The organism is Mycolicibacterium nivoides (assembly GCF_003855255.1).
GTDB classification, from domain to species: domain Bacteria; phylum Actinomycetota; class Actinomycetes; order Mycobacteriales; family Mycobacteriaceae; genus Mycobacterium; species Mycobacterium nivoides.
The window spans coordinates 630,285-652,812 of record NZ_CP034072.1 but is presented as its reverse complement, the minus strand read 5'-3'; the positions used below and the strand labels follow the sequence as shown (position 1 = coordinate 652,812).

Here is a 22,528-nt window from a genome sequence, read left to right as displayed (position 1 = left end):
GCTCAAGTCAGGCGGTAGCCGCCCGAGGCGACCGCCCGCCGAACCTGGTCGGCGGTCTCGGCCGCATCGAGTCCGCTGTTGTCGATGACGTGACTCGCCAGTTCGCCGAGTTCGGCAAACGCACGATGCATACCGGTGATGGCATCGGGATCCTTCAGATCCTGGCCACTGCGCGTTTGCGCACGCCGTAGAGCCGTATCGAGCGTCGGCCGCAACACGATGTAGGAAATCGTGAGTCCGGCCTGTGCAGCCAAGCCGCGGAACGGTCCGAGAAACCACGGTCCGACGATTCCATCGACCACCACATCGAAGCCGCCGCCGGCATAAGCCGCGACCGCAGCGACGATCGCATCGATGACCACTTCGTTCTGGCCTTGTGCCTCAGGCAGATACGGCGCGATGTATCCGGCGCGGATCGCGCGGTAGAACTGGTCGGTCGTCAGATGCACGGTCGGCTTGTCCGCCGAGCCGGCGATGAGGTCAGCCACCGTGGTCTTTCCGCTTGCGGGGGGACCGGACAGGATGACCACGTCACCGTTCACGTTGAGTAAAGCTACCGTGCAGACGGTCGATCGATAAGCTGCGCTCATGGTCACCGCTGACAGATTGCTGGCGTTCGCGGCGATGTCGTTCGTACTGATCGTCGTGCCGGGGCCGAGCGTCTTGTTCGTCATCGGCAGGGCGTTGGCGCACGGCCGCCAGACTGCGCTCACCACAGTTGCCGGCAATGCGCTGGGTGCCTACGTCCTTGTGGTCGCCGTGGCATTCGGTGTCGGCGCTGTCGTCGAGCGATCCGTTGTCGCGTTCACCGCTCTCAAGCTTGCCGGTGCCGCGTACCTGATCTACCTCGGCATCACCGCTTTCCGTCATCGTGGCAGGCTGCAATCCACTCTCGATGGCGGCGGCCCACAACACGGCGTCGGACGCACACTCTGGGATGGATTCGCGGTCGGCGTCGCCAATCCGAAAACCATCGTGTTCTTCGCCGCGGTGTTGCCACAGTTCGTCGAACGCGGCCACGGTCACGGCGTCATCGTTCAGATGTTGATCCTCGGGCTGGTCTTCAATCTGATCGCGATAGCTTCCGACTCCGTGTGGGGCCTGGTCGCAGCTACGGCCAGAAGCTGGTTCGCGCATTCACCGCGAAGGCTCGCCATGGTCGGCGGCGTCGGCGGACTCGCCATGATCGGGTTGGGCGTGACCGTTGCCGCCACCGGCCGAAAAGACTGATCACACCCGGCGGCGCTCGCGTTCGCCGGCCAGCTCGACGCTGACGACGTCGAAGGCCATCGACTGGTTGTAGCCGCGGCGAGCCAGCATGCCGACCAGCCTGCGCGTCACCTTCACGTCGCCGTCATCGTCGTCGAGCCGTTCGCGGCGTAGTTTGTCACGGACCAGCTGCTCGGCCCGTTGCCGTTCGGCAGCCGGATCCAGGTCGGCCAGCGCCGCGTCGATGACGTCGTTGTCGACGCCCTTCTTGCGAAGCTCAACAGCCAAGGCGCGCTTACCTTTTCCCGCGTTGGCGTGCCGGGACCGCACCCACTGCTCGGCGAAGTCCTCGTCATCGATCAGGCCGACCTGGGTGAGCCGATCCAGCACCTTGGCACTGAGGTCCTCTTCGTAACCCCGTTTGGTGAGCTGTTCGGTCAACTCGGCACGGGTGCGGGCCCGTACGGTGAGCAGGCGCAGGCAGACGTTCTTGGCCTGCTCCTCACGTTTGCGAGGATCCTGCGCCTGCTCCCCCTCGGGCGTACCCGACGGCTCAGAAATCAACCGGGGCGGGAAGGACGTCATCAGCCTTCGCCTCGGCCGTCACGACAGCACCGATGCCGAGCTTTTCTTTGATCTTCTTCTCGATCTCGTTGGCGACATCGACGTTCTCCAGCAGGAACTTGCGGGCGTTCTCCTTGCCCTGGCCCAGCTGCTCGCCCTCATAGGTGAACCAGGACCCGGACTTGCGGATGAAGCCGTGCTCGACACCCATGTCGATGAGCGAGCCTTCGCGGCTGATGCCGTGGCCGTACAGGATGTCGAACTCGGCCTGCTTGAACGGCGGCGAGACCTTGTTCTTGACGACCTTGACGCGGGTCCGGTTACCGACGGCGTCGGTGCCGTCCTTGAGCGTCTCGATGCGCCGGACGTCCAGACGGACCGAGGCGTAGAACTTCAAAGCCTTACCACCCGTGGTGGTTTCGGGCGAGCCGAACATCACGCCGATCTTCTCGCGGAGCTGGTTGATGAAGATCGCGGTGGTGCCCGAGTTGTTCAGCGCACCGGTCATCTTGCGCAGCGCCTGGCTCATCAGGCGGGCCTGCAGACCTACGTGGCTGTCACCCATCTCACCCTCGATCTCGGCGCGGGGCACCAGGGCTGCCACCGAGTCGATCACCAGGATGTCCAGCGCACCCGAGCGCACCAGCATGTCGGCGATCTCCAGCGCCTGCTCGCCGGTGTCGGGCTGGCTCACCAGCAGTGAATCGGTGTCCACCCCGAGCTTCTTGGCGTATTCGGGATCCAGGGCATGCTCGGCGTCGATGAACGCCGCGATACCGCCGGCAGCCTGGGCGTTGGCCACCGCGTGCAGCGCCACAGTGGTCTTACCCGAGGATTCCGGGCCGTAGATCTCGACCACGCGGCCGCGCGGCAGGCCGCCGATGCCGAGTGCCACATCCAGGGAAATCGAACCGGTGGGGATCACCGAGATCGGCTGGCGCACCTCCTCGCCGAGCCGCATCACCGAGCCTTTACCGAAGTTCTTGTCGATCTGGGCCATCGCCAGTTCGAGCGCTTTTTCGCGATCCGGGGCCTGGGGCGCCATGGGGGTCTCCGTCCTAGTGATGTTCGGTGATCGGTTTCGATCAGTTGGCCGTGACGCTAGAGGCAGCCACTGACAAGTCGGCTTGACCAGCATCTCGCCATCGCATGTCGACCACAGTAGACGAACACGTGTTCGATTCAAGCAGACACGCCGTACGTGCACCCAAACCGGCCTATCGTGGGAGCATCCGGCCCGGAGACGGGGCAGCGATGCACGAGATGGCGATCACCCAGAGTGTTGTCGACGCGGTGTGTGAGCACGCCGCAGGCCGCCGTGTGCACAGCGTGAAGCTCGAAGTGGGCGCGTTGTGCGCGGTCGTCCCGGATTCCATGCTCTTCTGCTTCGACCTGGTCACCCAGGGCACGCTGGCCGATGGCGCCCGCCTCGACCTCGACATCCACCCGGGAGCGGCACACTGCCGCAGCTGCGGAGCGCAGTTCGACCTGCCCGATCTGATCCTGTTGTGCCCATGCGGAAGCGCCGACGTCGAGGTGACCGCCGGCCGGGAACTGCGGATTCTCTCGATGGAAGTGAGCTGACATGTGCGCAACCTGCGGCTGCGGTCAGGACGGAGCCGTCATCACCCTGGCCGGCCATGACCATCCCCACGACCACCAGCATCCCCACGATCACGACCACCCCCACGACCATTCCCACGGCGACCACCAGCACACCGAGACCGTCTCGCTGGAACAGAAGGTGCTCGCCAAGAACGACCTCATCGCCGAGCAGAACCGGCAGTGGCTGGCCGAACGCGGCATCCTGGCGCTCAACGTCACCAGTTCACCGGGAGCGGGCAAGACGACGCTGCTCGAACGGACCATCCGCGAACTCGGCGCGACCCGTACGGTGACGGTGATCGAAGGAGACCAGGAGACGCTGCTCGATGCCGACCGGATCCGGGCCGCGGGAGCGCGCGCGGTTCAGGTCAACACCGGCGCGGGGTGCCACCTGGACGCGGCGATGATCCACCGGGCGCTCGAAAGCCTCGATCCCGCCCCCGGATCGGTGCTGTTCATCGAGAACGTCGGCAACCTGGTCTGCCCGGCATTGTTCGATCTCGGCGAACACAGCAAGGTCGTTGTCGTATCGGTGACCGAAGGCACCGACAAACCCTTGAAGTATCCGCACATGTTCGCCGCGGCGGGCCTGGTGATCCTCAACAAGATCGACCTGCTCCCCTACGTCGACTTCGACGTCGAAACCTGTTGCCGCCATGCACGATCCGTCAATCCCGACGTCACGATCCTGCCGACGTCGGCAACTCGCGGCGACGGGCTCGACGCCTGGTACACCTGGGTTGACGCACACGTGAACAACACGCCCGCGCACTAGCCTTTGACAAGACAACCACCCAGGAAACTATCCCGGAGTTTGAGGTCTCACGCAGGCTGCGCGCGGCTAAGCTCGAGCCATTGGGGCCGCCAGCCCTGGCCCCGGAAAGCTGTGACCTATGCCAACCGAGGCAGCAGTCAAAGCAGAAGAGGCACTGATCCACGTGCTGTGGATCAATGCCGGTCTGAGTTGTGATGGCGATTCGGTGGCGTTGACTGCCGCCACCCAGCCGAGCATCGAGGAAATCGCCCTTGGGGCGCTTCCCGGTCTGCCCAAGATCGCCGTCCATTGGCCCCTGATCGACTTCGAGTGCGGTCCGAGCGGGGGCGCCGACGATTTCCTGTCCTGGTTCTTCAAGGCCGAACGAGATGAACTGGAGCCCTTCGTCCTGGTCGTCGAGGGATCCATCCCGAACGAGCAGGTCAAGGAAGAGGGTTATTGGTGCGGGTTCGGCAACAATCCCGCGACCAACCAGCCGATGACCACCAGCGAATGGCTGGACCGGCTCACGCCCAAGGCCACCGCCGTCGTCGCTGTCGGGACCTGCGCCACCTACGGCGGCATCCACGCGATGGCCGGTAACCCGACCGGCGCGATGGGCGTGCCCGACTATCTCGGCTGGGACTGGAAGAGCAAGGCGGGGATTCCGATCGTCTGCGTTCCCGGCTGCCCGATCCAGCCGGACAATCTGGCCGAGACCCTGACCTACCTGCTGTACATGGCCACCGACCAGGCCCCGATGATCCCGTTGGACGAAGAGCTGCGTCCCACGTGGCTGTTCGGCAAGACCGTCCACGAAGGATGCGACCGGGCGGGCTATTACGAGCAGGGCGACTTCGCGACCGAATACGGATCGCCGAAATGCATTGTGAAACTGGGCTGCTGGGGACCTGTGGTCAAGTGCAACGTCCCAAAGCGCGGCTGGATCAACGGCATCGGCGGTTGCCCGAATGTCGGCGGCATCTGCATCGGGTGCACGATGCCGGGATTCCCGGACAAGTTCATGCCGTTCATGGACGAGCCGCCGGGCGGCAAGGTGTCGACCGCGGCGTCAGGCCTCTACGGCTCGGTCATCCGCAGCCTGCGGCACGTCACGGGCCACACCGTCGACAAAGAGCCCAAGTGGCGGCATCGCGGTACGAAGCTCGAAACCGGAGCCACCCGCACCTGGTAGGCGTGGCGAGCCGCCGGTTCGTCAACGCCCGGCCACGACGCCATCACGTACGTCGGACCCCGTTGCATTACAGCCGTTTACACGAAAGTGAAGTTCGATGACCGGAACAATCATCCCCGAACCGTCACAAGTGAAGCGCGAGCCCGGTCAACTGGTGGAGATGGCATGGGATCCGATCACGCGCATCGTCGGCAGCCTCGGCATCTACACCAAGATCGACTTCGAGAACCGCGAGGTGGTCGAGTGCCACAGCACGTCGTCGATCTTCCGTGGTTACTCGATCTTCATGAAGGGCAAGGACCCTCGCGACGCTCACTTCATCACCAGCCGCATCTGCGGTATCTGCGGGGACAACCACGCCACCTGCTCGTGCTACTGCCAGAACATGGCCTACGGGGTCAAACCCCCGCACCTTGGTGAATGGCTGGTCAACCTCGGCGAGGCCGCGGAATACATGTTCGACCACAACATCTTCCAGGAAAACCTGGTCGGCGTGGACTACTGCGAGAAGATGGTGTCCGAGACCAACCCGAGCGTGCTGGCCAAGGCGGAGAACACCGCGGCACCACATGCCGACGCACACGGCCACCGCACGATCGCCGACATCATGCGCGCGCTCAACCCGTTCACCGGTGAGTTCTACCGGGAGGCACTGCAGGTCAGCCGGTGGACCCGGGAGATGTTCTGCCTGATGGAAGGCCGCCACGTGCACCCGTCGACGCTCTACCCGGGCGGCATCGGGACGACCGCGACCATTCAGCTGATGACCGACTACATGACGCGGCTGATGCGCTACGTGGAGTTCATGAAGAAGGTCGTGCCGATGCACGACGATCTGTTCGACTTCTTCTACGAAGCCCTGCCCGGCTACGACAAGGTCGGCCTCCGGCGCACCCTGCTGGGATGCTGGGGATCCTTCCAGGATCCCGAGGTCTGCAACTTCGCCTACAAGGACATGGAGCGCTGGGGCGACGCCATGTTCGTCACCCCCGGCGTCGTGGTGGACGGCAAACTGCTGACGCATTCACTGGTCGACATCAACCTCGGGATACGAATCCTGTTGGGTCACAGCTACTACGACGACTGGACCGACCAGGAGATGTTCGCCAAGACCGATCCTCTGGGCAACCCGATCGACCGGCGCCACCCGTGGAACCAGCACACCAACCCCAAGCCGCAGAAGCGCGAGTTCGACGAGAACTACAGCTGGGTCATGTCGCCACGGTGGTTCGACGGCAAGGACCATCTCGCCCTCGACACCGGCGGCGGCCCGCTCGCGCGGCTGTGGTCCACCGCGCTGGCGGGGATGGTCGACATCGACTACGTCAAGGCCACCGGCAGCAGTGTCCAGATCAACCTCCCCAAGACCGCGCTCAAGGGCCCGGTCGAGTTGGAGTGGAAGATCCCGGCCAAGGGCAGCAACACAATCGAACGCAACCGGGCCCGTACGTACTTCCAGGCGTACGCCGCCGCCTGCGCGCTGCACTTCTGCGAGAAGGCACTCGTCGAGATCCGGGCCGGCCGCACCAAGACCTGGGAGCCCTTCGAGGTTCCCGGCGAGGCCATCGGCTGCGGCTTCACCGAAGCGGTGCGCGGGGTGTTGAGCCATCACATGGTCATCCGCGACGGCAAGATCGCGAACTACCACCCGTATCCGCCGACACCGTGGAACGCCAGTCCGCGCGACAGCTACGGCACCCCGGGCCCGTACGAGGACGCGGTGCAGGGCCAGCCGATATTCGAGGAGAACGATCGGGAGCATTTCAAGGGCATCGACGTCATGCGGACGGTGCGCAGTTTCGATCCGTGTCTGCCCTGCGGGGTGCACATGTACCTGGGCAACGGAAAGTCGTTGGAGCTGATGCACTCCCCCACTCAATCCGCCACCGGGGAATGACATATGACGCCCGCCGCCGATCGAGTCCCGGACCTCCCCGAGCAAGACGCACGATGGCGCACGGCGGGCGATCGCATCGAGAACCTGCTGCAGGCCTGCGCAGCAGGCGGTTCGGTGGCCCTGGATCGCGCCGAGCAACTCGTCCGGGAGGTGACCGATCTCTACGGCGCCGCCCTGGCCCGGATGCTGCGGATCGCCGCATCCACCGATCCCACAGTGGCGGATGCCGTCGCCGCTGACGATCTGGTGGCCAGTCTGCTGCTGGTGCACGGTCTGCATCCGCATCCGGTCGAGCGGCGCATCGCCGATGCGCTCGACCGCGTACGCCCGTATCTCGGATCGCACGGGGGCGATGTCCATCTCTTGGAAGTCGCACCGCCGGTCGTCCGGCTGCGGTTCGCCGGAAGCTGCAAAAGCTGCCCGTCCTCGGCGATCACCCTCGAATTGACCATCGAGGACGCGATCATGGCGGCCGCGCCCGAGATCTCGACGATCGATGTCGTCACCGACGACCCGGCGGCGCACGTGATCCCCGCCGAGTCGTTGTTGGCCCGGCTGCACGACGACGGGCGTCGGCACGCCACCTGGCAGCCCGTTCCCACGCTTGCCGAGCTCGCGCCCGGGGAGGTCGGGGGATTTTCCGTCGCCGGTGCCGCGGTACTGGCCTGCCGGGTCGGCGACGAGATCCTCGCCTACCGGGACGGCTGCCCGGATTGCACCCGCGAGTTCGCCGGCGCCACGCTGACCGGCACCGTGTTGCGTTGTCCGCATTGCGGTTCCGGTTTCGACGTGGTGCACGCGGGTATGGCGGTCGGTGACGCGGCCGGCCCTCACCTGGAACCGGTTCCCGTGCTGCTCCGTGACGGCGTGCCGGCGATGGCGGTTGCGGAGGAGGTCGCATCGTGACCGGCCCGCTGGACGTGTTGGCCCGCATCCGGGCGAACCGGGATGCGCCGCAGCAGATCGGTGAGCAGTGTGAGATGTGTTCGGAACCGATCGCCGACGAACACCAGCATGTGGTCAATGTCGAAGACCGCCAGTTGCTGTGCGTGTGCCGCGGCTGTTATCTCCTGTTCACCGACACCCAGGCCGAATTGCGCTACCGCGCGGTCCCCGATCGCTACCTGAGGTTTCCCGACTTCGCCGTGGGAAGGCGGGAATGGGAGTCGCTGCAGATTCCGGTCGGGCTGGCATTCTTCTTCCGGAACTCGGCACTGAGCCGCGTCGTCGCGTTCTACCCGGGTCCGGCGGGAGCCACCGAATCCGAACTCGACCTCGACACCTGGAATTCCGTCCGGGAAACCGACTCCAGGGTCGATCTGCTGGCCGAGGACACCGAGGCGTTGATGGTCCGGGTCCCAGACGACCAAAACTGGTCACTGTCGTGTCATCTGGTGCCCGTCGACGCCTGCTACGAGTTCGTCGGCCGGCTGCGAACACTGTGGCGCGGTTTCGACGGTGGGCAGGATGCGCGCAACTATGTCGACGAGTTCTTCGGCATTCTCGACGACCGCGGCAAGCTGGTGCCACGATGACCGGGCCCGCGACGACGGCGGTGACGTTCGCCGTTCTGGACATCGCACCGGAACCGTATGCGGTGACGCCGATCTTGACCGCGAGGGTAGGCGTGGCCGCGGTGGGCGAGGATCCGGTGCACGCCATCGCGCTGCGCTGCCAGGTGCGCATCGAACCGCTGCGGCGCAGCTACACCGACGCGGAGGCGGCCGGCATGCTGGACCTGTTCGGCCCTCGCGAGCGCTGGGGCACCACGCAGCGCAACTTCCTGTGGCAGCACAGCACCGCCATGATTCCCGGGTTCACCGGCAGCACCCAGGTCGAGCTACCGCTGGAATGCACCTACGACCTGGAGGTGGTGGGCGCCAAGTACCTGCACGCACTCGATGACGGCATGGTGCCGCTGCAGTTCCTGTTCAGCGGAACCGTTTTCACCCGCGGTACTCGCGGCTTCGCGGTGCAGCAGGTGCCGTGGGACCGCGAAGATCACTTCGACATGCCGGTTGCGGTGTGGCGACAGCTGATGGCTCAGCATTTTCCCGACACCGGCTGGCTACGGCTTCGCCACGACACGCTCGACGAGCTGGCCAACTACAAGGCACGCTGGGGCATGTTGTCGTTCGAGGAAGCGATCGACAATCTGCTGACACGGCAGGAAATCCGATGAGCGGCAATCTGGATCAGGTCCTCTCGGTGGCCGATGCCGTTCTGTACGAGGGCTACCTGCTCTATCCGTACCGCGCCGACTCGCGCAAGAACCAGTCCCGCTGGCAGTTCGGCGTACTCGGCCCGGCCGACGCCGAACGCGCCGGGATCGGAGAAGACAGCTCGCTGTCCGCCCAGCTTCTGGTGCGCGGCCACGGGCGCCCGACGGTCTCGGTCATGGTCCGGTTCCTGCAGCTGCAACGCCGAACCGTCGAATGCCTCGCTGACGACGGCAGCTTCGAGCCGGTCGATCAGCTCACCGTCGCAGACCAGTCCTGGCTCAGTTGGGACGAGGCGGTCGAACACCAGATCACCTTCGGCCCCTTCGATATCGCCGATCTGGAGGCGCCGCGGACGCTTCCCGTGGTGGTGCACCCAGGCACCGACATCGAGAATGTCGACGGTGGCCGGATCGTTCGCCGCCGTCGACAGCTGCACGGTGAGTTCACCATCGCCGTAGAAGCCGACGAGGGCTTGGTCCGGCTCACGATGACGGTACGCAACTGTGCCGCACCGGCGCTGGACAAAGACGATGCGATCGCGGTGTCGCTGATCGGCACGCACCTGATCGCCGAGGTGACCGATGGTGACTTCGTGTCGCTGCTGGAGCCCGATGAATCGGCCGTCGCCGCGGTCTCGCGATGCAGTCGGCACCGCTGCTTCCCGGTACTCGCCGGGCCGCCCGGCACCCACGACACGATGCTGGTTTCGCCGATCATCCTTTACGACTACCCCGAGATCGCAGAACAGAGCCAGGGCGATCTCTTCGACTCGTGCGAGATCGACGAGATCCTGACGCTGAGGGTCATGACGATGACCGACGAGGAGAAAGCCAGCGCCCGGGCCACCGATCCCCGGGCCGCCGCGATCATCGACCGCTGTGACTCGATGTCCCCGGAGGCGATGCTCGACCTGCACGGGGTCCTACGCGATCCGCACGCCGCCGATCCAGGCCTGATTCCGCAGATTCCCGACGGCATCGATTGGTGGGATCCCCTGGCCGACAACGCCGTGGATCCCGCCGTCGATGCGGTCCTGATCAACGGGGTACGCGTCCGCCGCGGCAGCCGGGTGCGGTTGCACCCGTCCCGCCGGGCCGACGCGCAGGACATCTTCTTCGCCGGCCGCACCGCGCAGGTGGCCTCCGTCCACGAGGACGTCGAGGGCGAGCGGCACATCGGCGTCGTGCTGGACGACGACCCGGCGGCGGATCTGCACGCGTGGTACGGCCGCTATCTGTACTTCGCCGCCGACGAAGTCGAGCCATTGGCGCAGTGAGAGGAGTTCGAGATGGAAGTTGTGGGTTGGATCGCTGTCATCGCTGTCGCGACAGTCGTGGCCGCCGGGGTGGTGATCGGGGTCCGTTCGATCCCGGACGCCCGGCGCTACCTGAAGATTCGGCGTATGTGACGGGCGAGGTGCGATCACGTCTTCAGTTCTGGTAGCCGGAATCGGCAATATCTTTCTCGGTGACGACGGATTCGGTCCCGAGGTGATGCGGCGTCTGCCACCGAGTCTCGCAGGCCCGGAGGTTCGGCTGTGTGACTACGGGATTCGAGGTGTGCACCTGGCCTACGACCTGCTCGACGGCTGGGATTCCCTCGTCCTGGTCGACGCGTTGCCGTGCCGGGGCGTTCCGGGCACGCTGCACGTGTTCGAGGCTGATCGTGAAAGCCTTTCGGGCGCTCCGGGTCTGGACGCACACGCGATGGACCCGGTCGCGGTGTTCGCCGGCATGCGGGCGCTTGGCGGCAGCCCGCCCTACACGGTCGTCATCGGTTGCGAGGCGGCCACCGTGGCTGACGGTATCGGGCTCTCGGAGCCCGTTGCGGCAGCAGTTCCCGGTGCCGTGACAGCGGTGGAAGCTGCTGTGGCACGGTTGTCGGCCCCGGTCAGGAAGGGTTGAGTCATGTGCCTCGGAATCCCCGGCCAGGTGGTCCGGATGCTCCCGGGATACGGCGACCAGCTAGCCCTCGTCGACGTCGCGGGCGAGCATCGCAAGGTCAATATCGGCATGCTGCCCGACGAGACCTTCTCCCCCGGCGACTGGGTGATCATCCACATGGGCTTCGCGGTGGAGAAGACCGACCACGCCGGCGCCGAGGCAGCGATGCGGGGCCTGGAGCTGCTGGGGCGCGGCCGCACCACCGAGGTGCCACCATGACCGCGCGGCGCCGGCTGCGGATCGGCGTACACGGAGTCGTCCAGGGCGTGGGCTTCCGGCCGTTCGTCTATACCACGGCGGCCGCGCTCGGGCTGACCGGCTGTGTCCGCAACGACAGTTCCGGCGCCGTCATCGAGATCGAAGGTGCCCCCGGCGATCTCGAGGCGTTCCTGCACCGGCTGCGTACCGACCCACCTGTCCTGGCGGTGATCGAGTCGACAGAGACCCGGCCGATGCCCGTCCGCGGCGGCACCGGATTCACCATCGCCGATACCTCAAGGGCCGGCGGTGGCCGCACCCTGGCCTCTCCCGACGTGGCGATGTGCCCGGAATGTACCGCCGAGCAACGCGATCCGTCCAACCGCCGGTACCGCCACGCCTTCGTCAACTGCACCAACTGCGGCCCCAGGTTCACCATCATCGCCTCACTGCCCTACGACCGCGATGCCACCACGATGGCGCGCTTCGCCATGTGCGCCGAATGTGCGCGCGAGTATGCCGATCCGGCCGACCGCCGCTTCCACGCGCAGCCCGTGTGCTGCCCGAACTGCGGCCCGACGTTGCAGTGGGACGACGAATCCGGTGTGCTCACCGGCGAAGCCGCGCTGCGGCGGGCCAGACGCCTGCTGACCGACGGAGCGATCCTCGCGGTCAAGGGCGTCGGTGGCTACCACCTCGCCTGCGACGCCGCGGACGCCGCCGCGGTCACCGAGCTTCGCCGGCGTAAACGCCGGGGCGACAAGCCGTTCGCGGTGATGGTTCCCGACCTGCCCACCGCCCGCCAGATCGCCGAGGTCGACGACACCGCGGCCCGCGTGCTGTGCGGACCGCAGCGGCCGATCGTTCTGCTGCCCCGCGCGCCCGGTGCACCGGTCGCAGAATCGGTGGCGCCCCGCAACCCCGACCTGGGCGTCCTGCTCGCCTACACGCCACTGCACACCCTGCTGTTCGGGCTCCCCGGCGATCCGCCCGGCCCGAGGGTTCTGGTGATGACGTCGGCCAATCTCAGTGGCGAACCGATCTGTTTCTCCGATGACGACGCACGGCGCCGGCTGTCACACATCGCTGACGGCTGGCTGATGCACGACCGCGAGATCCTGGTGCCCTGCGACGATTCGGTGGTGCGGGTCGCCGACGGCGACGAACTGGCCATCCGCAGATCCCGGGGGTACGCGCCGCTACCAGTCGCCCTGCCGGTCGCGGTGCCGCCGACCCTGGCGGTCGGCGCCGACCTCAAGAACACCATCGCGGTGGCCGACCACCGGTACGCCTGGCTGAGCGCCTACATCGGCGATATGGACAGCCTGGCCACGTTGTCGGCGTTCGAGCGCGCAGTCCACCATCTGGAGGCACTGACCGGCGTCGAACCCGAAACCCTGGTCTGCGACGCGCATCCGGGATACCGGTCCAGCCACTGGGCGCATCGCAATGCCGGGTCGCACCCGCTGAGGACGGTCCAGCATCACCACGCCCACATCGCCTCGGTGATGGCCGAACACGGCCTGGACGGCACGCAGCATGTGCTCGGATTCGCCTTCGACGGAACCGGATACGGTCCCGACGGCACCGTGTGGGGCGGCGAGGTGCTGGTCGCCGACTACAAGGGCTTTCGGCGGGTTGCCCATCTCACGCAGGTACCGATGGCCGGCGGTGATATCAGCGTGCTGCGCCCCTACCGGATGGCGCTGTCCCATCTGTGGGCCGCCGGGCTGCCGTGGGATCCCGACCTGCCGCCGGTCCGCGCGTGTCCCGACGACGAACTCCGGACCCTGACGCATCAACTGGCGACCGGTTCCGGCTGCGTCGCGACATCGAGCATGGGCCGGTTGTTCGACGCGGTGTCGGCGTTGATCGGGGTGCGACAGACGGTTGCCTACGAAGCTCAGGCCGCCATCGAGCTGGAAGGGATCTCACGTGGCGCAGCGGCGGGCCCACGCCGGTATGCGTTCGAGGTGGACTACGGCGCATCACCCGTCAGCATCGACCCGGCGCCCGTGCTGGCGGCGATCATCGCCGACCTGCGCGCCGGTGTGACACCAGCGGTGATCGGTACCCGATTCCACCACGCTGTCGCCGGGCTCATCGTCGACCTGGCGCTCGCACTGGTGGATGCGAACGGTTGCGCGGGGCAGCCCGTGGCGTTGTCCGGCGGGGTTTTCCAGAACCTCCTGCTGCTGCGCCTGACCTTGGCCGGAATGCGTCGACAGGGCCTGGAAGTGATCACCCACCGCCGGGTGCCGCCGAACGACGGCGGTATCGCCCTTGGCCAGCTACTGGTCGGGAATGCGGGGTGAAGCCATGACCGCACTGCCGACACAGCAACTGCCCACCGGATACCGGCTGTTCGCCCGGTATGCCTTCCCGCCCAACGAACTCGGCTACTGCGGCCCTACAGGCCCGGCAGCCGCACCCGGGGACAACACGGCCGAATTGGCGTCACATGCAAGGGAATTCGACGGCGCATGGCCGTATCTGCACTCCATCGCCGAAGTGATCGGTGCCGCCCCGCTGGACGCCGAGGTGGTTCGAAGCTATTGGGTAGGCGGACCGCTCCTGGATCGGGTGGATCCGGGCAACCTGCTGGCCCAGCTGCGCGCGGCATTCCAGGGTCAGGTGACCGGAGGGCTCGACACCGTGTCCGCCACCGGGACGACTGCCGGCGCGGTACTGGCCCACCACAGCTTCCACGTGTTCGTCGTGTACCCGTGGATCCGGTTCCTTGACCGGGATCCGGGCACCGCGTTGAAGGTTCTACAGAACTGCCGGATCCGTTGGGGCACAGTCGCAGCGGTCGAGGATGAGCATGTTGCCATCGAGTCCTGCCCGTTGGTGCTCGACGACAGTCGCCTCACGATCGGCGCGCCCGTCACCGAACGGGTCCGGTGGAGCCGGGACGGGAAGTCCCTGACGAACATGCCCGCACCGGGTGACACCGTGTCCGCGCACTGGGATTGGGTGTGCGACACGCTGACGCCTGGCGAGGCCGCAGCCCTGGCCGACGCCACCCGCGCCACCCTCGACCTGGTCAACACAGGAGGTCGACCATGAGTACCACGACACCGGCCGTCAGCACGCCGACCGTTACCGGGCCTCCGGGTGCGCCTTTCGTGGACACGGACCTGGCCGCCGATCTGGCCGCGGCAGCGCTGGATGTGGCCCGAAAATTCCACGACGGCGCCACACTCTGGGTCCTTGCGCCCCAATGGGAACCCCACGCCCATCACGTGGCCGTCGAGTTCGTCCACCCGGTCATCGTCGGCAAGCGCGCACTGCCCTCGGTCGCGCTGGTCGAGCCCGATCCGGTGGCCCAGGCCAGGGTCGCCAGTCAGCCCGGAGATCTGCTCCTGGCGGTGGCCTCGGCCGACCAGCCGGCGGCGGTCGATGCCATGCGGCGGGCCGCCGCATGGGGTGTCACGACGGTGTGGATCGGCTGCGGCCCACGCCCTGCCGCCGGTGCCGCCCACCACGTCCTTTGGGTCGATTCCGATGACCCGATGGTCCCGGCCACCGGCCGGTTCGTCCTGATCTACCACCTGTTGTGGGAGCTCACCCATGTGTGCTTCGAACACCCCGGCCTGTTGACGCCCGCACCCGAGGACACCGGCCCGGCCTGCGTCACGTGCGGTGACGAAGGCCGTCTGGCCGAAGTCGTGATCGCCCCTACCGAAGCCGGTGGGCGGGCATTGGTCCGCAGCGCCGCCGGAGAGGAATGGGTGGACAGCGCCATGCTCGAACGGGTCACCGTCAACGACCTGATCCTGATACACGCGGGGACGGCGATCGCGCTGCCGCAGGAAGGCAGGTGAAGTCATGACCGACACGGAGAGCACCGGCTTCCTCTATCCGTTCATCGAATCCGAAGAGACCGACGTCCGAGCACTGCTCGACGACCTGGCGGCCTCGGCACGCGGTAAGGCCGCCGAAAGCACACGGCTGCAACAGGAATCACTTCAGGAGTACACCGAAGGCCTGAACGCGGCCGGGGCCGCCATGGCCGACCGCTTCCTGCGCGGGGGCCGCCTGTACACCCTGGGAAACGGTGGCAGCTCCACCGACGCGGCGACCCTGGCCTCCCTGTTCAGCCGGCCCGCGAGGGGAAGGCCGGTGGCGGCCTGGTCACTCGCCGCCGACGAGGCGGTGGTCACCGCGCTGGGCAACGACGTGGGTTTCGACCTGATCTTCAAACGCCAGATCATCGCCCACGCCCGCGATCGCGACATCGCCATCGCACTGTCCACGTCGGGTAACTCCGAAGACCTCATGACGGCCATCGCCGAGGCCAAGTCGCGCGGCGTGCTCACCATCGGATTCTCCGGGCACGACGGCGGGCGGATGGCGATCGTGGCCGGGGAGTCCGGGGATCTGGACTTCTGTTTCACGGTGCACAGCCAGAGCATTCACCGCATCCAGGAGAGCCATGCGATGCTCGGTTATCGGCTGTGGACAGTGGTGCAGGACCAGATGGCACGGGCGTACGCATCATGAGCACCGTCGCCGCCTCCGCAGCCCAGCGCGAGGACCGCGTGCTGGAGCGGATCGAGAAGTTCCGGCAGCGGCGTCCGCGCCTGATCGACGAGGTCGTGACCCTGGCGCACGGCGCCGGCGGGAAATCGTCGGCAGCACTGGTCGATGCGGTCTTCGTCGAGGCGTTCCGCAACCCCGAGCTCGAACAGCTCGGGGACGCCGCCCTGCTGCGTACCCCGTCCGGTGACACACTGGCGTTCTCCACCGATTCGTATGTGGTTGCGCCCCATCGCTTCCCGGGCGGTTCAATCGGGCACGTCGCCGTACACGGAACCATCAACGACCTGGCTGTCTCGGGCGCCCGCCCGCAATGGCTCTCGGCAGGCTTCGTCATCGAGGAAGGCTTCGCCATCGCGGAGTTGCGCGAGATCGTCGCCGACATGAGCGAGGCCGCCGCGCGGGCCGGAGTCCAGATCGTCACGGGCGACACGAAAGTCGTCGGTAAAGGAGCCGCCGACGGCATGTACATCTGCACCGCCGGGGTCGGAATCGTGCCCGCGGGCAGACGGTTGTCGCGGGATAACGTCCGCTCCGGGGACCGGGTCCTGCTCTCGGGCACGATCGGCGACCACGGAATGGCGGTCATGCTGGCCCGCGGTGACCTGGCCATCGACGCCGATATCGTCTCTGACACCGCACCTCTGCACGAACTCGTCGAGATCCTGCTGGCCGCCGCACCATCCACCCGGTGGATGCGCGACGCCACCCGCGGGGGTGTCGGCACGGTGTGCAACGAGCTGGCCAAGGACTCACCGTTCGCGGTGATCCTCGACGAGGACCGCATTCCCATCGAGCCGCAGGTCGCGGGTGCCTGTGACCTACTGGGCATCGACCCCCTCTACGTCGCGAACGAAGGAAAATTCGTCGCGATCGTCCCGGCCGACGAGGCTGACGCCGCGGTCACCGCGCTGCACGCCCATCCACAGGGCGCCCGGGCGACGGTGGTCGGCGAGATCGTCGCCGAGCCGCCCGGGATCGTCGCGCTGCGTACCGCTTTCGGCGGCAGCCGGATCGTCGACATGCTCGTGGGCGATCCGCTCCCCCGGATCTGCTAGGTGAAAGGAGCAGTCCCATGTGTCTGGGCATTCCCGGCCAGGTCGTCGACATCGTCGACGCCGAGGCCCACCTCGCCAAGGTCGATGTCAACGGGGTACGCCGGGTCATCAGCGTGCGCCTGCTCGCCGACGACAACCTGCGCGTCGGTGACTGGGTACTGGTGCACGTCGGGTTCGCGATGGCCAAGATCGACGAGCGCGAGGCGACGCTGACGCTCGATCAGGTCCAGAAAATGGGCGCCGACTACACGACGGAGATCGACGCCTTCAATTCCTCCGAAATCGCTTGACGCAAAGGGGTGTCCGATGAAGTTCGTCGACGAATTCCGGGACCCGGCGGCCGCCCGTGCCCTGGTGAAAGCGATCACCGAACTCGCCGCCGGTGACGAGTTCAAGTTCATGGAGGTCTGCGGCGGCCATACCCACACGATCTACCGGCACGGGATCGAGCATCTGCTCCCGGAATCGATCGAACTGGTCCACGGGCCCGGATGTCCGGTGTGCGTGATCCCCATGGGCCGGGTGGACGACGCCATGTGGCTGGCCGAACAGCCCGGCGTCATCTTCACCACGTTCGGCGACATGATGCGGGTACCGGGGTCCAACGGCAACCTCATCGAGGCCAAGGCCCGCGGCGCCGACGTCCGGTTCGTCTACTCACCGCTCGACGCACTCAAGATCGCCCGCGACAATCCCGACCGCCATGTGGTGTTCTTCGCGGTCGGGTTCGAGACGACGGCGCCGTCCACCGCCGTCACGCTGGTGCGCGCCCGCGCACTCGGCGTCGACAACTTCAGCGTGTTCTGCAACCACGTCACGATCGTCCCGCCGATCAAAGCCATCCTGGAGTCGCCTGACCTGAGACTTTCGGGATTCCTGGGACCCGGTCACGTCTCGACCGTGGTGGGTCTGCGCCCATACCGCTTCGTCCCCGCCGTCTACCACAAACCGATCGTGGTGGCGGGCTTCGAACCGCTCGACATCCTGGCCTCGGTGCACATGCTGCTGCGCCAGATCCGCGACGGACGCTGCGAGGTGGAAAACCAGTACACCCGCGTGGTGCGGCCGGAAGGCAACACCGCGGCACTGAAACTGATGGCCGAGACCTTCGAACTACGGCCGCACTTCGAATGGCGCGGGCTCGGCTTCATCTCGCAGAGCGCGCTCAAGATCCATCCCGACTACGCCGGCTACGACGCCGAGCTGATCTTCGAGATGCCCGGGGTGCGGGTGGCCGATCCCAAGGCCTGCCAGTGCGGTGAGGTGCTCAAGGGCGTCATCAAGCCGTGGGAGTGCAAGGTGTTCGGGACGGCCTGCACGCCGGAAACCCCGATCGGTACCTGCATGGTGTCCCCCGAGGGTGCCTGCGCGGCCTACTACAACTTCGGCAGATTGCATCGCGAAACCGCGCAGCTGTTGCTGCGGCATTAGCGATACGGGATCAACGACGCCAGTTCGGAAAGTTGTCGAGATCCCGCAGCGTCAACACGAACCCGAATGCGCCGACGGCGACGGCCAGGAAATATCCCAGCGCCGCCTGCCATCCGGCCAAGGTCGACGCCACCAGCCAACACAGCAGCACCGCCGCGATCACCAGCAGAACGCCGTAGAGCGGCGTCCGCATCGGATGATCACCGAGACCCATAAGTCCGGTATACGCCGAAAGTACGGGCGGGAAAAGCCCCGGCCGGCCGCTGAGCTCAGCGCATCGTCACCGGTGACCGTTCACCATTGGTCGCGCGGGACGTCGAAGTCAGCGCACAGCGCCCGCCACACACTGCGCGGCTCCACCCCGTCCTCGATGGCCTGTGCGGCCGTACGGCCGTCGAGAGCACTGAGCACGTGGTCGACGAGCAGCGAACGACCCCGCATCGCGCCGAACTGGCCTTCGACGAGCTCATTGAATTCGGTCAACCGCACGGGCCCAACCTACCCAGTGCCGGCGAGTGCGTCATGGCACACCCGTACCGGATCTGCCACCTCGGCCAGCGAAGCGCCGGCGCGCTGCGCGGCAGCACGGTAGGACGAAGACCCGAGCACGGTGCCGACCGCGGCGGTCAGCGCCTCTCCGGACAACGGCCGCACCAGCTGCGCACTACCTTGGCGCACAACACGATTGGCGATCTCCCACTGGTCACCGCCGCCCGGTACCACCACCATCGGCACACCGGCCAGCAGCGCCTTGGACACCAGGCCGTGTCCACCGCCGCAGATCACCAGATCGGCGTGCGACAACAGCTCGTCCTGGCGGCCGAGCCCCACCGCCGCCCACGGCGGTACCTCGACATCGGCTCCGCCCAGTCGCGACACCACCACGCGGGCACCCTCGGGCAGCGTCTCACCCGGGCGCAGCGACTCCAGGACCAGTTCGGCCATCCCCTGCGTCCCGGTGGTCGCGGTGGACGGCGCCACCATCACGACCGGCCCCGAACCCGGCGGCACGGTCAGCACCGCGTCGGTCGGCTCGAAATGCAGCGGACCCACCACCACCGCCTCGGCAGGCCAATCCGGGCGGGGCACCTCCAACGCAGGCAGGGTGGCGATCAACCGCCGCAACGGACCGGGGTCCTTCGCAGGAAGCCCGATCTGGGTCCGTACCGCGGCCCGTTCAGCGAGGCCGGCCCGCACAGACCTCGAGGTCAGCGCCCGCATGACGGTGTCGCGCAGCCGTCCACGCAGGCCGACACCCGGGGCCAGCCCGCTGCCCAGCGGCGGCAACCCCTTCGACGGCAGGTACAGCGGATGTGGATCGAGCTCGACCCACGGCAACCCGAGCAGCTCGGCCGCCAGCCCGCCACAAGCGGTGATCACATCGGAGACCACGAGATCCGGGCGCAGCTGCTCCAGTACCGGCACGTTGAGCTGCGCCATCCGCCCGGCGCGCTGATGGATCTTGGCCCCGGCATCGGCGTCATCGTCGACATCGGTCGGATCGAGGCCGACGAGTTCGACAGCCTCGATGCCGGCTGCCCGCGCGGTATCGAGCCACTCCACCCCGGTCAGCAGCGTCGGGATATCGCCCGCGGCCAGGAACTTCAGGCACAACGCCAGGGCCGGGAAGGCATGTCCGGGATCGGGTCCGGCGACCACAGCTACGCGCACCGGCCTACCCTGCCACAGCGCCGCACCATTAGGCTGCGGGCATGGCTGACCAATCCACGACCGCTGCTGTGACGCAGACCGGCACGGTCGAGACCTTCCTCAACGCGTTGCAGGAGCAGGACTACGACACAGCCGAGAACACGCTGGCGCAGAACCTCGTCTATCAGAACGTCGGTTTTCCGACCATCTATGGGCGCAACCGCGCGATCAAGCTCTTCCGCTCGATGCCGAGCCGGATGGGCTTCGAGGTGAAGATTCACCGGATCGCTGCTGATGGCGCCTCCGTGATCACCGAGCGCACCGATGCCCTCACGTTCGGGCCACTGCGCGTGCAGTTCTGGGTGTGCGGGGTGTTCGAGGTCTACGAGGGCCGAATCACCCTGTGGCGGGACTACTTCGACATGTTCGACTTTCTCAAGGCGACGGTGCGGGGCCTGGTCGGCGTGGTCGTGCCGTCGCTGCGCGCGTCGCTGTAACCGCGATTCAGGCGCGGCGCAGCCGGCCGAGTTCGTCGAACGCCTGCGCCCAGCCCACCAGGCGATCGGTGGCACCGGTCAGCTCGCTGCGGTAACGCTGCTGGGACAACGGCGACGCCGCACCCTGGCCGCTGTTCACCGTCGATACCAGCTGCGCTGCGGCAGTGACCATCTCGTTGTACTGCCGCACGCCCTGACCGAGCTGAGCGGTGAACGCGTTGATGGTCGGAACCAGATGCTGGCGCGACTGCGGGGCGTTGCTGATCGCCCGCTCCATCGAGACCACCTCGGTCGCGGTGGCCGCCATGGTCCGCGCCGTGTGGTTGGCCACCGCGGCCAGCTCGCGCAGTTCGTCGGCCGGAAGCATCCGCCCGCGCTCCAACACACCGAGCAACGAGAACATGCCCCGCTCGGAGGCCACCAGAGCCGCCATGGGCTGACGGGCCGCCGAACCCCACGGCGGCAACCGGCGCCCGGAGACCGGCCGCTGCGCCGGAAGCGGTTCCGCGCGCAGCCACCGGTACCGCAGCCAGAACAGCGTCGCGGGGAACGCCGCGCCGGCTGCGATCGCTCCGCTGATGATCAGGCCCCAGACCGGTGTGCTCCACGACGCGAGCAGCGCCGTGACCAAAACCCAGAACACGCTGGACAGGGTGAAGAACACCCCGAAGCGCACCGCCCACCGCCGCTTGCGCAACAACTTCGCGCGCGGATCGGCGGCGGCGCTGAGCTTTTCGGTCAGCGCACCGGACAGATCGGCCGCGGTGTCGATGACCCGCTGCGCCAACGATCTCCAGGCGTCCGGTCGACCGGTCTTGGTAGCCATGATCTACAACACTCGAATCGCTATTGGCCGAGCGGGTTTTCGGGGGTGGCAGTAGTTTGGTTGGTCGCCGGGGAGGCCGGCGTCGCCGGAGCGGCGTCACCGCTGGGCAGGGCGTCGCCGCGCATCGAGGCGCGGATCTGCTCGAGCCGGGAGTGGCCGGCCATCTGGACGCTGGCCTGCTGCACCTCCATCATGCGGCCCTGCACAGAGTTCTGCGCGAGCTCGGCCTCGCCCATGGCGTTGGCGTAACGGCGTTCGATCTTCTGGCGCACTTCATCGAGACTCGGGGTGTTACCCGGCGCGGCGACCTCGCTCATCGACCGGAGCGAGGAGCTCACCTGCTCCTGCATCTTGGCCTGCTCCAGCTGCGACAGCAGCTTGGTGCGCTCGGCGATCTTCTGCTGCAGCATCATCGCGTTCTGCTCGACGGCCTTCTTGGCCTGCCCGGCGGCCTGCAGGGCCTGATCGTGCAGAGCCTTGAGGTCCTCGACGCTCTGCTCGGAGGTCACCAGTTGCGCCGCGAACGCCTCGGCGGCGTTGGTGTACTCCGTGGCCTTGGCCGCATCGCCGGCAGCGGTGGCCTGATCGGCCAGCGTCAACGCCTGGCGGACGTTGACCTGCAGCTTCTCGATGTCGGCGAGCTGGCGGCTCAGCCGCATCTCCAGCTGGCGCTGGTTACCGATGACCTGGGCGGCCTGCTGCGTGAGTGCCTGGTGCTGACGCTGCGCGTCCTCGATGGCCTGCTGGATCTGCACCTTCGGATCGGCGTATTCGTCGACCTTGGAGCTGAACAGCGCCATCAGGTACTTCCACGCCTTGACGAACGGATTGGCCATGAGTTCGTTCCGCCTTATCTATCGGGCTTGTCAGGCCCTTGATGGGGCCTTGTCGTTCAGGTTGCCGCAATTCCTCTGATGCCAACTTATCGGTTCCGGAC

Annotated in this window: 28 protein-coding genes; 20 read left to right on the top strand and 8 right to left on the bottom strand. The window is 66.9% G+C overall.

The window, feature by feature from the left end:
- Window positions 1–2: 2 nt before the first annotated feature.
- Window positions 3–674 carry an AAA family ATPase gene (locus EH231_RS03250; protein ID WP_241177873.1) on the bottom strand — a complete coding sequence of 224 codons (672 nt, stop codon included), beginning with the start codon at window positions 672–674 and terminating at the stop codon, window positions 3–5.
- On the opposite strand from EH231_RS03250, the gene EH231_RS03245 reads away from it, so the two are divergent.
- Window positions 625–1,230 carry a LysE family translocator gene (locus EH231_RS03245; protein ID WP_241177872.1) on the top strand — a complete coding sequence of 202 codons (606 nt, stop codon included), beginning with the start codon at window positions 625–627 and terminating at the stop codon, window positions 1,228–1,230. The genes EH231_RS03250 and EH231_RS03245 overlap by 50 nt on opposite strands.
- Here EH231_RS03245 and recX read toward each other — a convergent pair whose 3' ends face one another.
- Both recX and recA read right to left on the bottom strand, forming a co-directional pair.
- Window positions 1,231–1,794, bottom strand: a complete 564-nt coding sequence (gene recX / locus EH231_RS03240; protein WP_090425282.1) for a recombination regulator RecX — start codon at window positions 1,792–1,794, stop codon at window positions 1,231–1,233.
- Window positions 1,763–2,818: a recombinase RecA gene (gene recA, locus EH231_RS03235; protein ID WP_090425281.1), complete on the bottom strand. Its 1,056-nt coding sequence runs from the start codon at window positions 2,816–2,818 to the stop codon at window positions 1,763–1,765. Before recA ends, recX begins: the two co-directional genes overlap by 32 nt.
- 209 nt (window positions 2,819–3,027) lie before the next feature.
- Here recA and EH231_RS03230 point away from each other — a divergent pair, with 209 nt between their 5' ends.
- The 18 genes from EH231_RS03230 (at window position 3,028) to hypD (ending at window position 18,618) form a co-directional block, all read left to right on the top strand.
- Window positions 3,028–3,357 carry a hydrogenase maturation nickel metallochaperone HypA/HybF gene (locus EH231_RS03230; RefSeq protein ID WP_090425280.1) on the top strand — a complete coding sequence of 110 codons (330 nt, stop codon included), beginning with the start codon at window positions 3,028–3,030 and terminating at the stop codon, window positions 3,355–3,357.
- 1 nt (window position 3,358) lies between these two features.
- Window positions 3,359–4,153, top strand: a complete 795-nt coding sequence (gene hypB / locus EH231_RS03225; RefSeq protein ID WP_090425279.1) for a hydrogenase nickel incorporation protein HypB — start codon at window positions 3,359–3,361, stop codon at window positions 4,151–4,153.
- Window positions 4,154–4,271: 118 nt separating this feature from the next.
- Window positions 4,272–5,327, top strand: a complete 1,056-nt coding sequence (locus EH231_RS03220; protein WP_090425278.1) for an NADH-quinone oxidoreductase subunit B family protein — start codon at window positions 4,272–4,274, stop codon at window positions 5,325–5,327.
- A 97-nt stretch (window positions 5,328–5,424) separates the two neighbouring features.
- On the top strand, window positions 5,425–7,224 hold the full coding sequence (locus EH231_RS03215; RefSeq protein WP_124711860.1) for a nickel-dependent hydrogenase large subunit: 1,800 nt from the start codon (window positions 5,425–5,427) through the stop codon (window positions 7,222–7,224).
- Between the two features lie 3 nt (window positions 7,225–7,227).
- Complete coding sequence (locus EH231_RS03210; protein ID WP_124711859.1) at window positions 7,228–8,130, top strand: NifU family protein; 903 nt, start codon at window positions 7,228–7,230, stop codon at window positions 8,128–8,130.
- Window positions 8,127–8,759: a DUF5947 family protein gene (locus EH231_RS03205; RefSeq protein ID WP_124711858.1), complete on the top strand. Its 633-nt coding sequence runs from the start codon at window positions 8,127–8,129 to the stop codon at window positions 8,757–8,759. The genes EH231_RS03210 and EH231_RS03205 overlap by 4 nt, the downstream gene beginning before the upstream one ends.
- Window positions 8,756–9,406, top strand: a complete 651-nt coding sequence (locus EH231_RS03200; protein WP_124711857.1) for a DUF6084 family protein — start codon at window positions 8,756–8,758, stop codon at window positions 9,404–9,406. The genes EH231_RS03205 and EH231_RS03200 overlap by 4 nt, the downstream gene beginning before the upstream one ends.
- Window positions 9,403–10,722: a hypothetical protein gene (locus EH231_RS03195; RefSeq protein ID WP_124711856.1), complete on the top strand. Its 1,320-nt coding sequence runs from the start codon at window positions 9,403–9,405 to the stop codon at window positions 10,720–10,722. Before EH231_RS03200 ends, EH231_RS03195 begins: the two co-directional genes overlap by 4 nt.
- Window positions 10,723–10,734: 12 nt before the next feature.
- Complete coding sequence (locus EH231_RS34760; protein ID WP_090425272.1) at window positions 10,735–10,854, top strand: DUF6893 family small protein; 120 nt, start codon at window positions 10,735–10,737, stop codon at window positions 10,852–10,854.
- Window positions 10,855–10,867: 13 nt separating this feature from the next.
- Window positions 10,868–11,350 carry a hydrogenase maturation protease gene (locus EH231_RS03185; protein WP_124711855.1) on the top strand — a complete coding sequence of 161 codons (483 nt, stop codon included), beginning with the start codon at window positions 10,868–10,870 and terminating at the stop codon, window positions 11,348–11,350.
- 3 nt (window positions 11,351–11,353) lie between these two features.
- Window positions 11,354–11,608 (top strand): HypC/HybG/HupF family hydrogenase formation chaperone, encoded by a 255-nt coding sequence (locus EH231_RS03180; RefSeq protein WP_090425270.1) that lies wholly within the window; start codon window positions 11,354–11,356, stop codon window positions 11,606–11,608.
- Window positions 11,605–13,902 (top strand): carbamoyltransferase HypF, encoded by a 2,298-nt coding sequence (gene hypF, locus EH231_RS03175; RefSeq protein WP_124711854.1) that lies wholly within the window; start codon window positions 11,605–11,607, stop codon window positions 13,900–13,902. Before EH231_RS03180 ends, hypF begins: the two co-directional genes overlap by 4 nt.
- 4 nt (window positions 13,903–13,906) lie before the next feature.
- Window positions 13,907–14,656, top strand: a complete 750-nt coding sequence (locus tag EH231_RS03170) for a DUF6390 family protein (RefSeq protein WP_124711853.1) — start codon at window positions 13,907–13,909, stop codon at window positions 14,654–14,656.
- A complete protein-coding gene (locus EH231_RS03165) occupies window positions 14,653–15,414 on the top strand; it encodes a phosphoheptose isomerase family protein (protein ID WP_124711852.1) in 762 nt (253 codons plus the stop codon). The genes EH231_RS03170 and EH231_RS03165 overlap by 4 nt, the downstream gene beginning before the upstream one ends.
- A gap of 4 nt (window positions 15,415–15,418) precedes the next feature.
- A complete protein-coding gene (locus EH231_RS03160) occupies window positions 15,419–16,093 on the top strand; it encodes a D-sedoheptulose-7-phosphate isomerase (protein WP_090425267.1) in 675 nt (224 codons plus the stop codon).
- The gene (hypE, locus tag EH231_RS03155) at window positions 16,090–17,187 is read left to right on the top strand and encodes a hydrogenase expression/formation protein HypE (protein ID WP_124711851.1); all 1,098 of its coding nucleotides are present in this window, start codon (window positions 16,090–16,092) and stop codon (window positions 17,185–17,187) included. Before EH231_RS03160 ends, hypE begins: the two co-directional genes overlap by 4 nt.
- 17 nt (window positions 17,188–17,204) lie before the next feature.
- Window positions 17,205–17,477 (top strand): HypC/HybG/HupF family hydrogenase formation chaperone, encoded by a 273-nt coding sequence (locus tag EH231_RS03150; RefSeq protein WP_044517788.1) that lies wholly within the window; start codon window positions 17,205–17,207, stop codon window positions 17,475–17,477.
- Between the two features lie 16 nt (window positions 17,478–17,493).
- A complete protein-coding gene (gene hypD, locus EH231_RS03145) occupies window positions 17,494–18,618 on the top strand; it encodes a hydrogenase formation protein HypD (RefSeq protein ID WP_090425265.1) in 1,125 nt (374 codons plus the stop codon).
- 10 nt (window positions 18,619–18,628) lie between these two features.
- Here hypD and EH231_RS03140 read toward each other — a convergent pair whose 3' ends face one another.
- The 3 genes from EH231_RS03140 to EH231_RS03130 form a co-directional block, all read right to left on the bottom strand.
- Window positions 18,629–18,832 (bottom strand): hypothetical protein, encoded by a 204-nt coding sequence (locus EH231_RS03140; protein WP_090425264.1) that lies wholly within the window; start codon window positions 18,830–18,832, stop codon window positions 18,629–18,631.
- A gap of 80 nt (window positions 18,833–18,912) precedes the next feature.
- Entirely contained in the window at window positions 18,913–19,107 is a 195-nt protein-coding gene (locus EH231_RS03135; RefSeq protein WP_090425263.1) for a DUF3046 domain-containing protein, read from the bottom strand.
- 9 nt (window positions 19,108–19,116) lie between these two features.
- Complete coding sequence (locus tag EH231_RS03130) at window positions 19,117–20,289, bottom strand: glycosyltransferase (RefSeq protein ID WP_124711850.1); 1,173 nt, start codon at window positions 20,287–20,289, stop codon at window positions 19,117–19,119.
- A 41-nt stretch (window positions 20,290–20,330) separates the two neighbouring features.
- Here EH231_RS03130 and EH231_RS03125 point away from each other — a divergent pair, with 41 nt between their 5' ends.
- Entirely contained in the window at window positions 20,331–20,765 is a 435-nt protein-coding gene (locus tag EH231_RS03125; RefSeq protein ID WP_090425261.1) for a limonene-1,2-epoxide hydrolase family protein, read from the top strand.
- A 7-nt stretch (window positions 20,766–20,772) separates the two neighbouring features.
- On the opposite strand, the gene pspM is transcribed toward EH231_RS03125, so the two are convergent.
- Complete coding sequence (gene pspM / locus EH231_RS03120) at window positions 20,773–21,591, bottom strand: phage shock envelope stress response protein PspM (RefSeq protein WP_090425260.1); 819 nt, start codon at window positions 21,589–21,591, stop codon at window positions 20,773–20,775.
- 20 nt (window positions 21,592–21,611) lie between these two features.
- Window positions 21,612–22,427 (bottom strand): phage shock protein PspA, encoded by an 816-nt coding sequence (gene pspA, locus EH231_RS03115; protein ID WP_090425259.1) that lies wholly within the window; start codon window positions 22,425–22,427, stop codon window positions 21,612–21,614.
- Window positions 22,428–22,528: the final 101 nt, after the last annotated feature.

Bases quoted from the DNA above. Each gene is read 5' to 3' on its own strand.
- EH231_RS03180 (WP_090425270.1), top strand. From the start codon at position 11,354: ATGTGCCTCGGAATCCCCGGCCAGGTGGTCCGGATGCTCCCGGGATAC.
- pspM (WP_090425260.1), bottom strand. From the start codon at position 21,591: ATGGCTACCAAGACCGGTCGACCGGACGCCTGGAGATCGTTGGCGCAG.
- EH231_RS03220 (WP_090425278.1), top strand. From the start codon at position 4,272: ATGCCAACCGAGGCAGCAGTCAAAGCAGAAGAGGCACTGATCCACGTG.
- hypF (WP_124711854.1), top strand. From the start codon at position 11,605: ATGACCGCGCGGCGCCGGCTGCGGATCGGCGTACACGGAGTCGTCCAG.
- EH231_RS03230 (WP_090425280.1), top strand. From the start codon at position 3,028: ATGCACGAGATGGCGATCACCCAGAGTGTTGTCGACGCGGTGTGTGAG.
- EH231_RS34760 (WP_090425272.1), top strand. From the start codon at position 10,735: ATGGAAGTTGTGGGTTGGATCGCTGTCATCGCTGTCGCGACAGTCGTG.
- EH231_RS03140 (WP_090425264.1), bottom strand. From the start codon at position 18,832: ATGGGTCTCGGTGATCATCCGATGCGGACGCCGCTCTACGGCGTTCTG.
- EH231_RS03250 (WP_241177873.1), bottom strand. From the start codon at position 674: ATGACGAACAAGACGCTCGGCCCCGGCACGACGATCAGTACGAACGAC.
- hypB (WP_090425279.1), top strand. From the start codon at position 3,359: ATGTGCGCAACCTGCGGCTGCGGTCAGGACGGAGCCGTCATCACCCTG.
- EH231_RS03215 (WP_124711860.1), top strand. From the start codon at position 5,425: ATGACCGGAACAATCATCCCCGAACCGTCACAAGTGAAGCGCGAGCCC.
- EH231_RS03150 (WP_044517788.1), top strand. From the start codon at position 17,205: ATGTGTCTGGGCATTCCCGGCCAGGTCGTCGACATCGTCGACGCCGAG.
- EH231_RS03160 (WP_090425267.1), top strand. From the start codon at position 15,419: ATGACCGACACGGAGAGCACCGGCTTCCTCTATCCGTTCATCGAATCC.
- EH231_RS03200 (WP_124711857.1), top strand. From the start codon at position 8,756: ATGACCGGGCCCGCGACGACGGCGGTGACGTTCGCCGTTCTGGACATC.
- EH231_RS03125 (WP_090425261.1), top strand. From the start codon at position 20,331: ATGGCTGACCAATCCACGACCGCTGCTGTGACGCAGACCGGCACGGTC.
- hypE (WP_124711851.1), top strand. From the start codon at position 16,090: ATGAGCACCGTCGCCGCCTCCGCAGCCCAGCGCGAGGACCGCGTGCTG.
- EH231_RS03245 (WP_241177872.1), top strand. From the start codon at position 625: ATGTCGTTCGTACTGATCGTCGTGCCGGGGCCGAGCGTCTTGTTCGTC.
- hypD (WP_090425265.1), top strand. From the start codon at position 17,494: ATGAAGTTCGTCGACGAATTCCGGGACCCGGCGGCCGCCCGTGCCCTG.
- pspA (WP_090425259.1), bottom strand. From the start codon at position 22,427: ATGGCCAATCCGTTCGTCAAGGCGTGGAAGTACCTGATGGCGCTGTTC.
- EH231_RS03165 (WP_124711852.1), top strand. From the start codon at position 14,653: ATGAGTACCACGACACCGGCCGTCAGCACGCCGACCGTTACCGGGCCT.
- recA (WP_090425281.1), bottom strand. From the start codon at position 2,818: ATGGCGCCCCAGGCCCCGGATCGCGAAAAAGCGCTCGAACTGGCGATG.
- EH231_RS03210 (WP_124711859.1), top strand. From the start codon at position 7,228: ATGACGCCCGCCGCCGATCGAGTCCCGGACCTCCCCGAGCAAGACGCA.
- EH231_RS03195 (WP_124711856.1), top strand. From the start codon at position 9,403: ATGAGCGGCAATCTGGATCAGGTCCTCTCGGTGGCCGATGCCGTTCTG.
- EH231_RS03170 (WP_124711853.1), top strand. From the start codon at position 13,907: ATGACCGCACTGCCGACACAGCAACTGCCCACCGGATACCGGCTGTTC.
- recX (WP_090425282.1), bottom strand. From the start codon at position 1,794: ATGACGTCCTTCCCGCCCCGGTTGATTTCTGAGCCGTCGGGTACGCCC.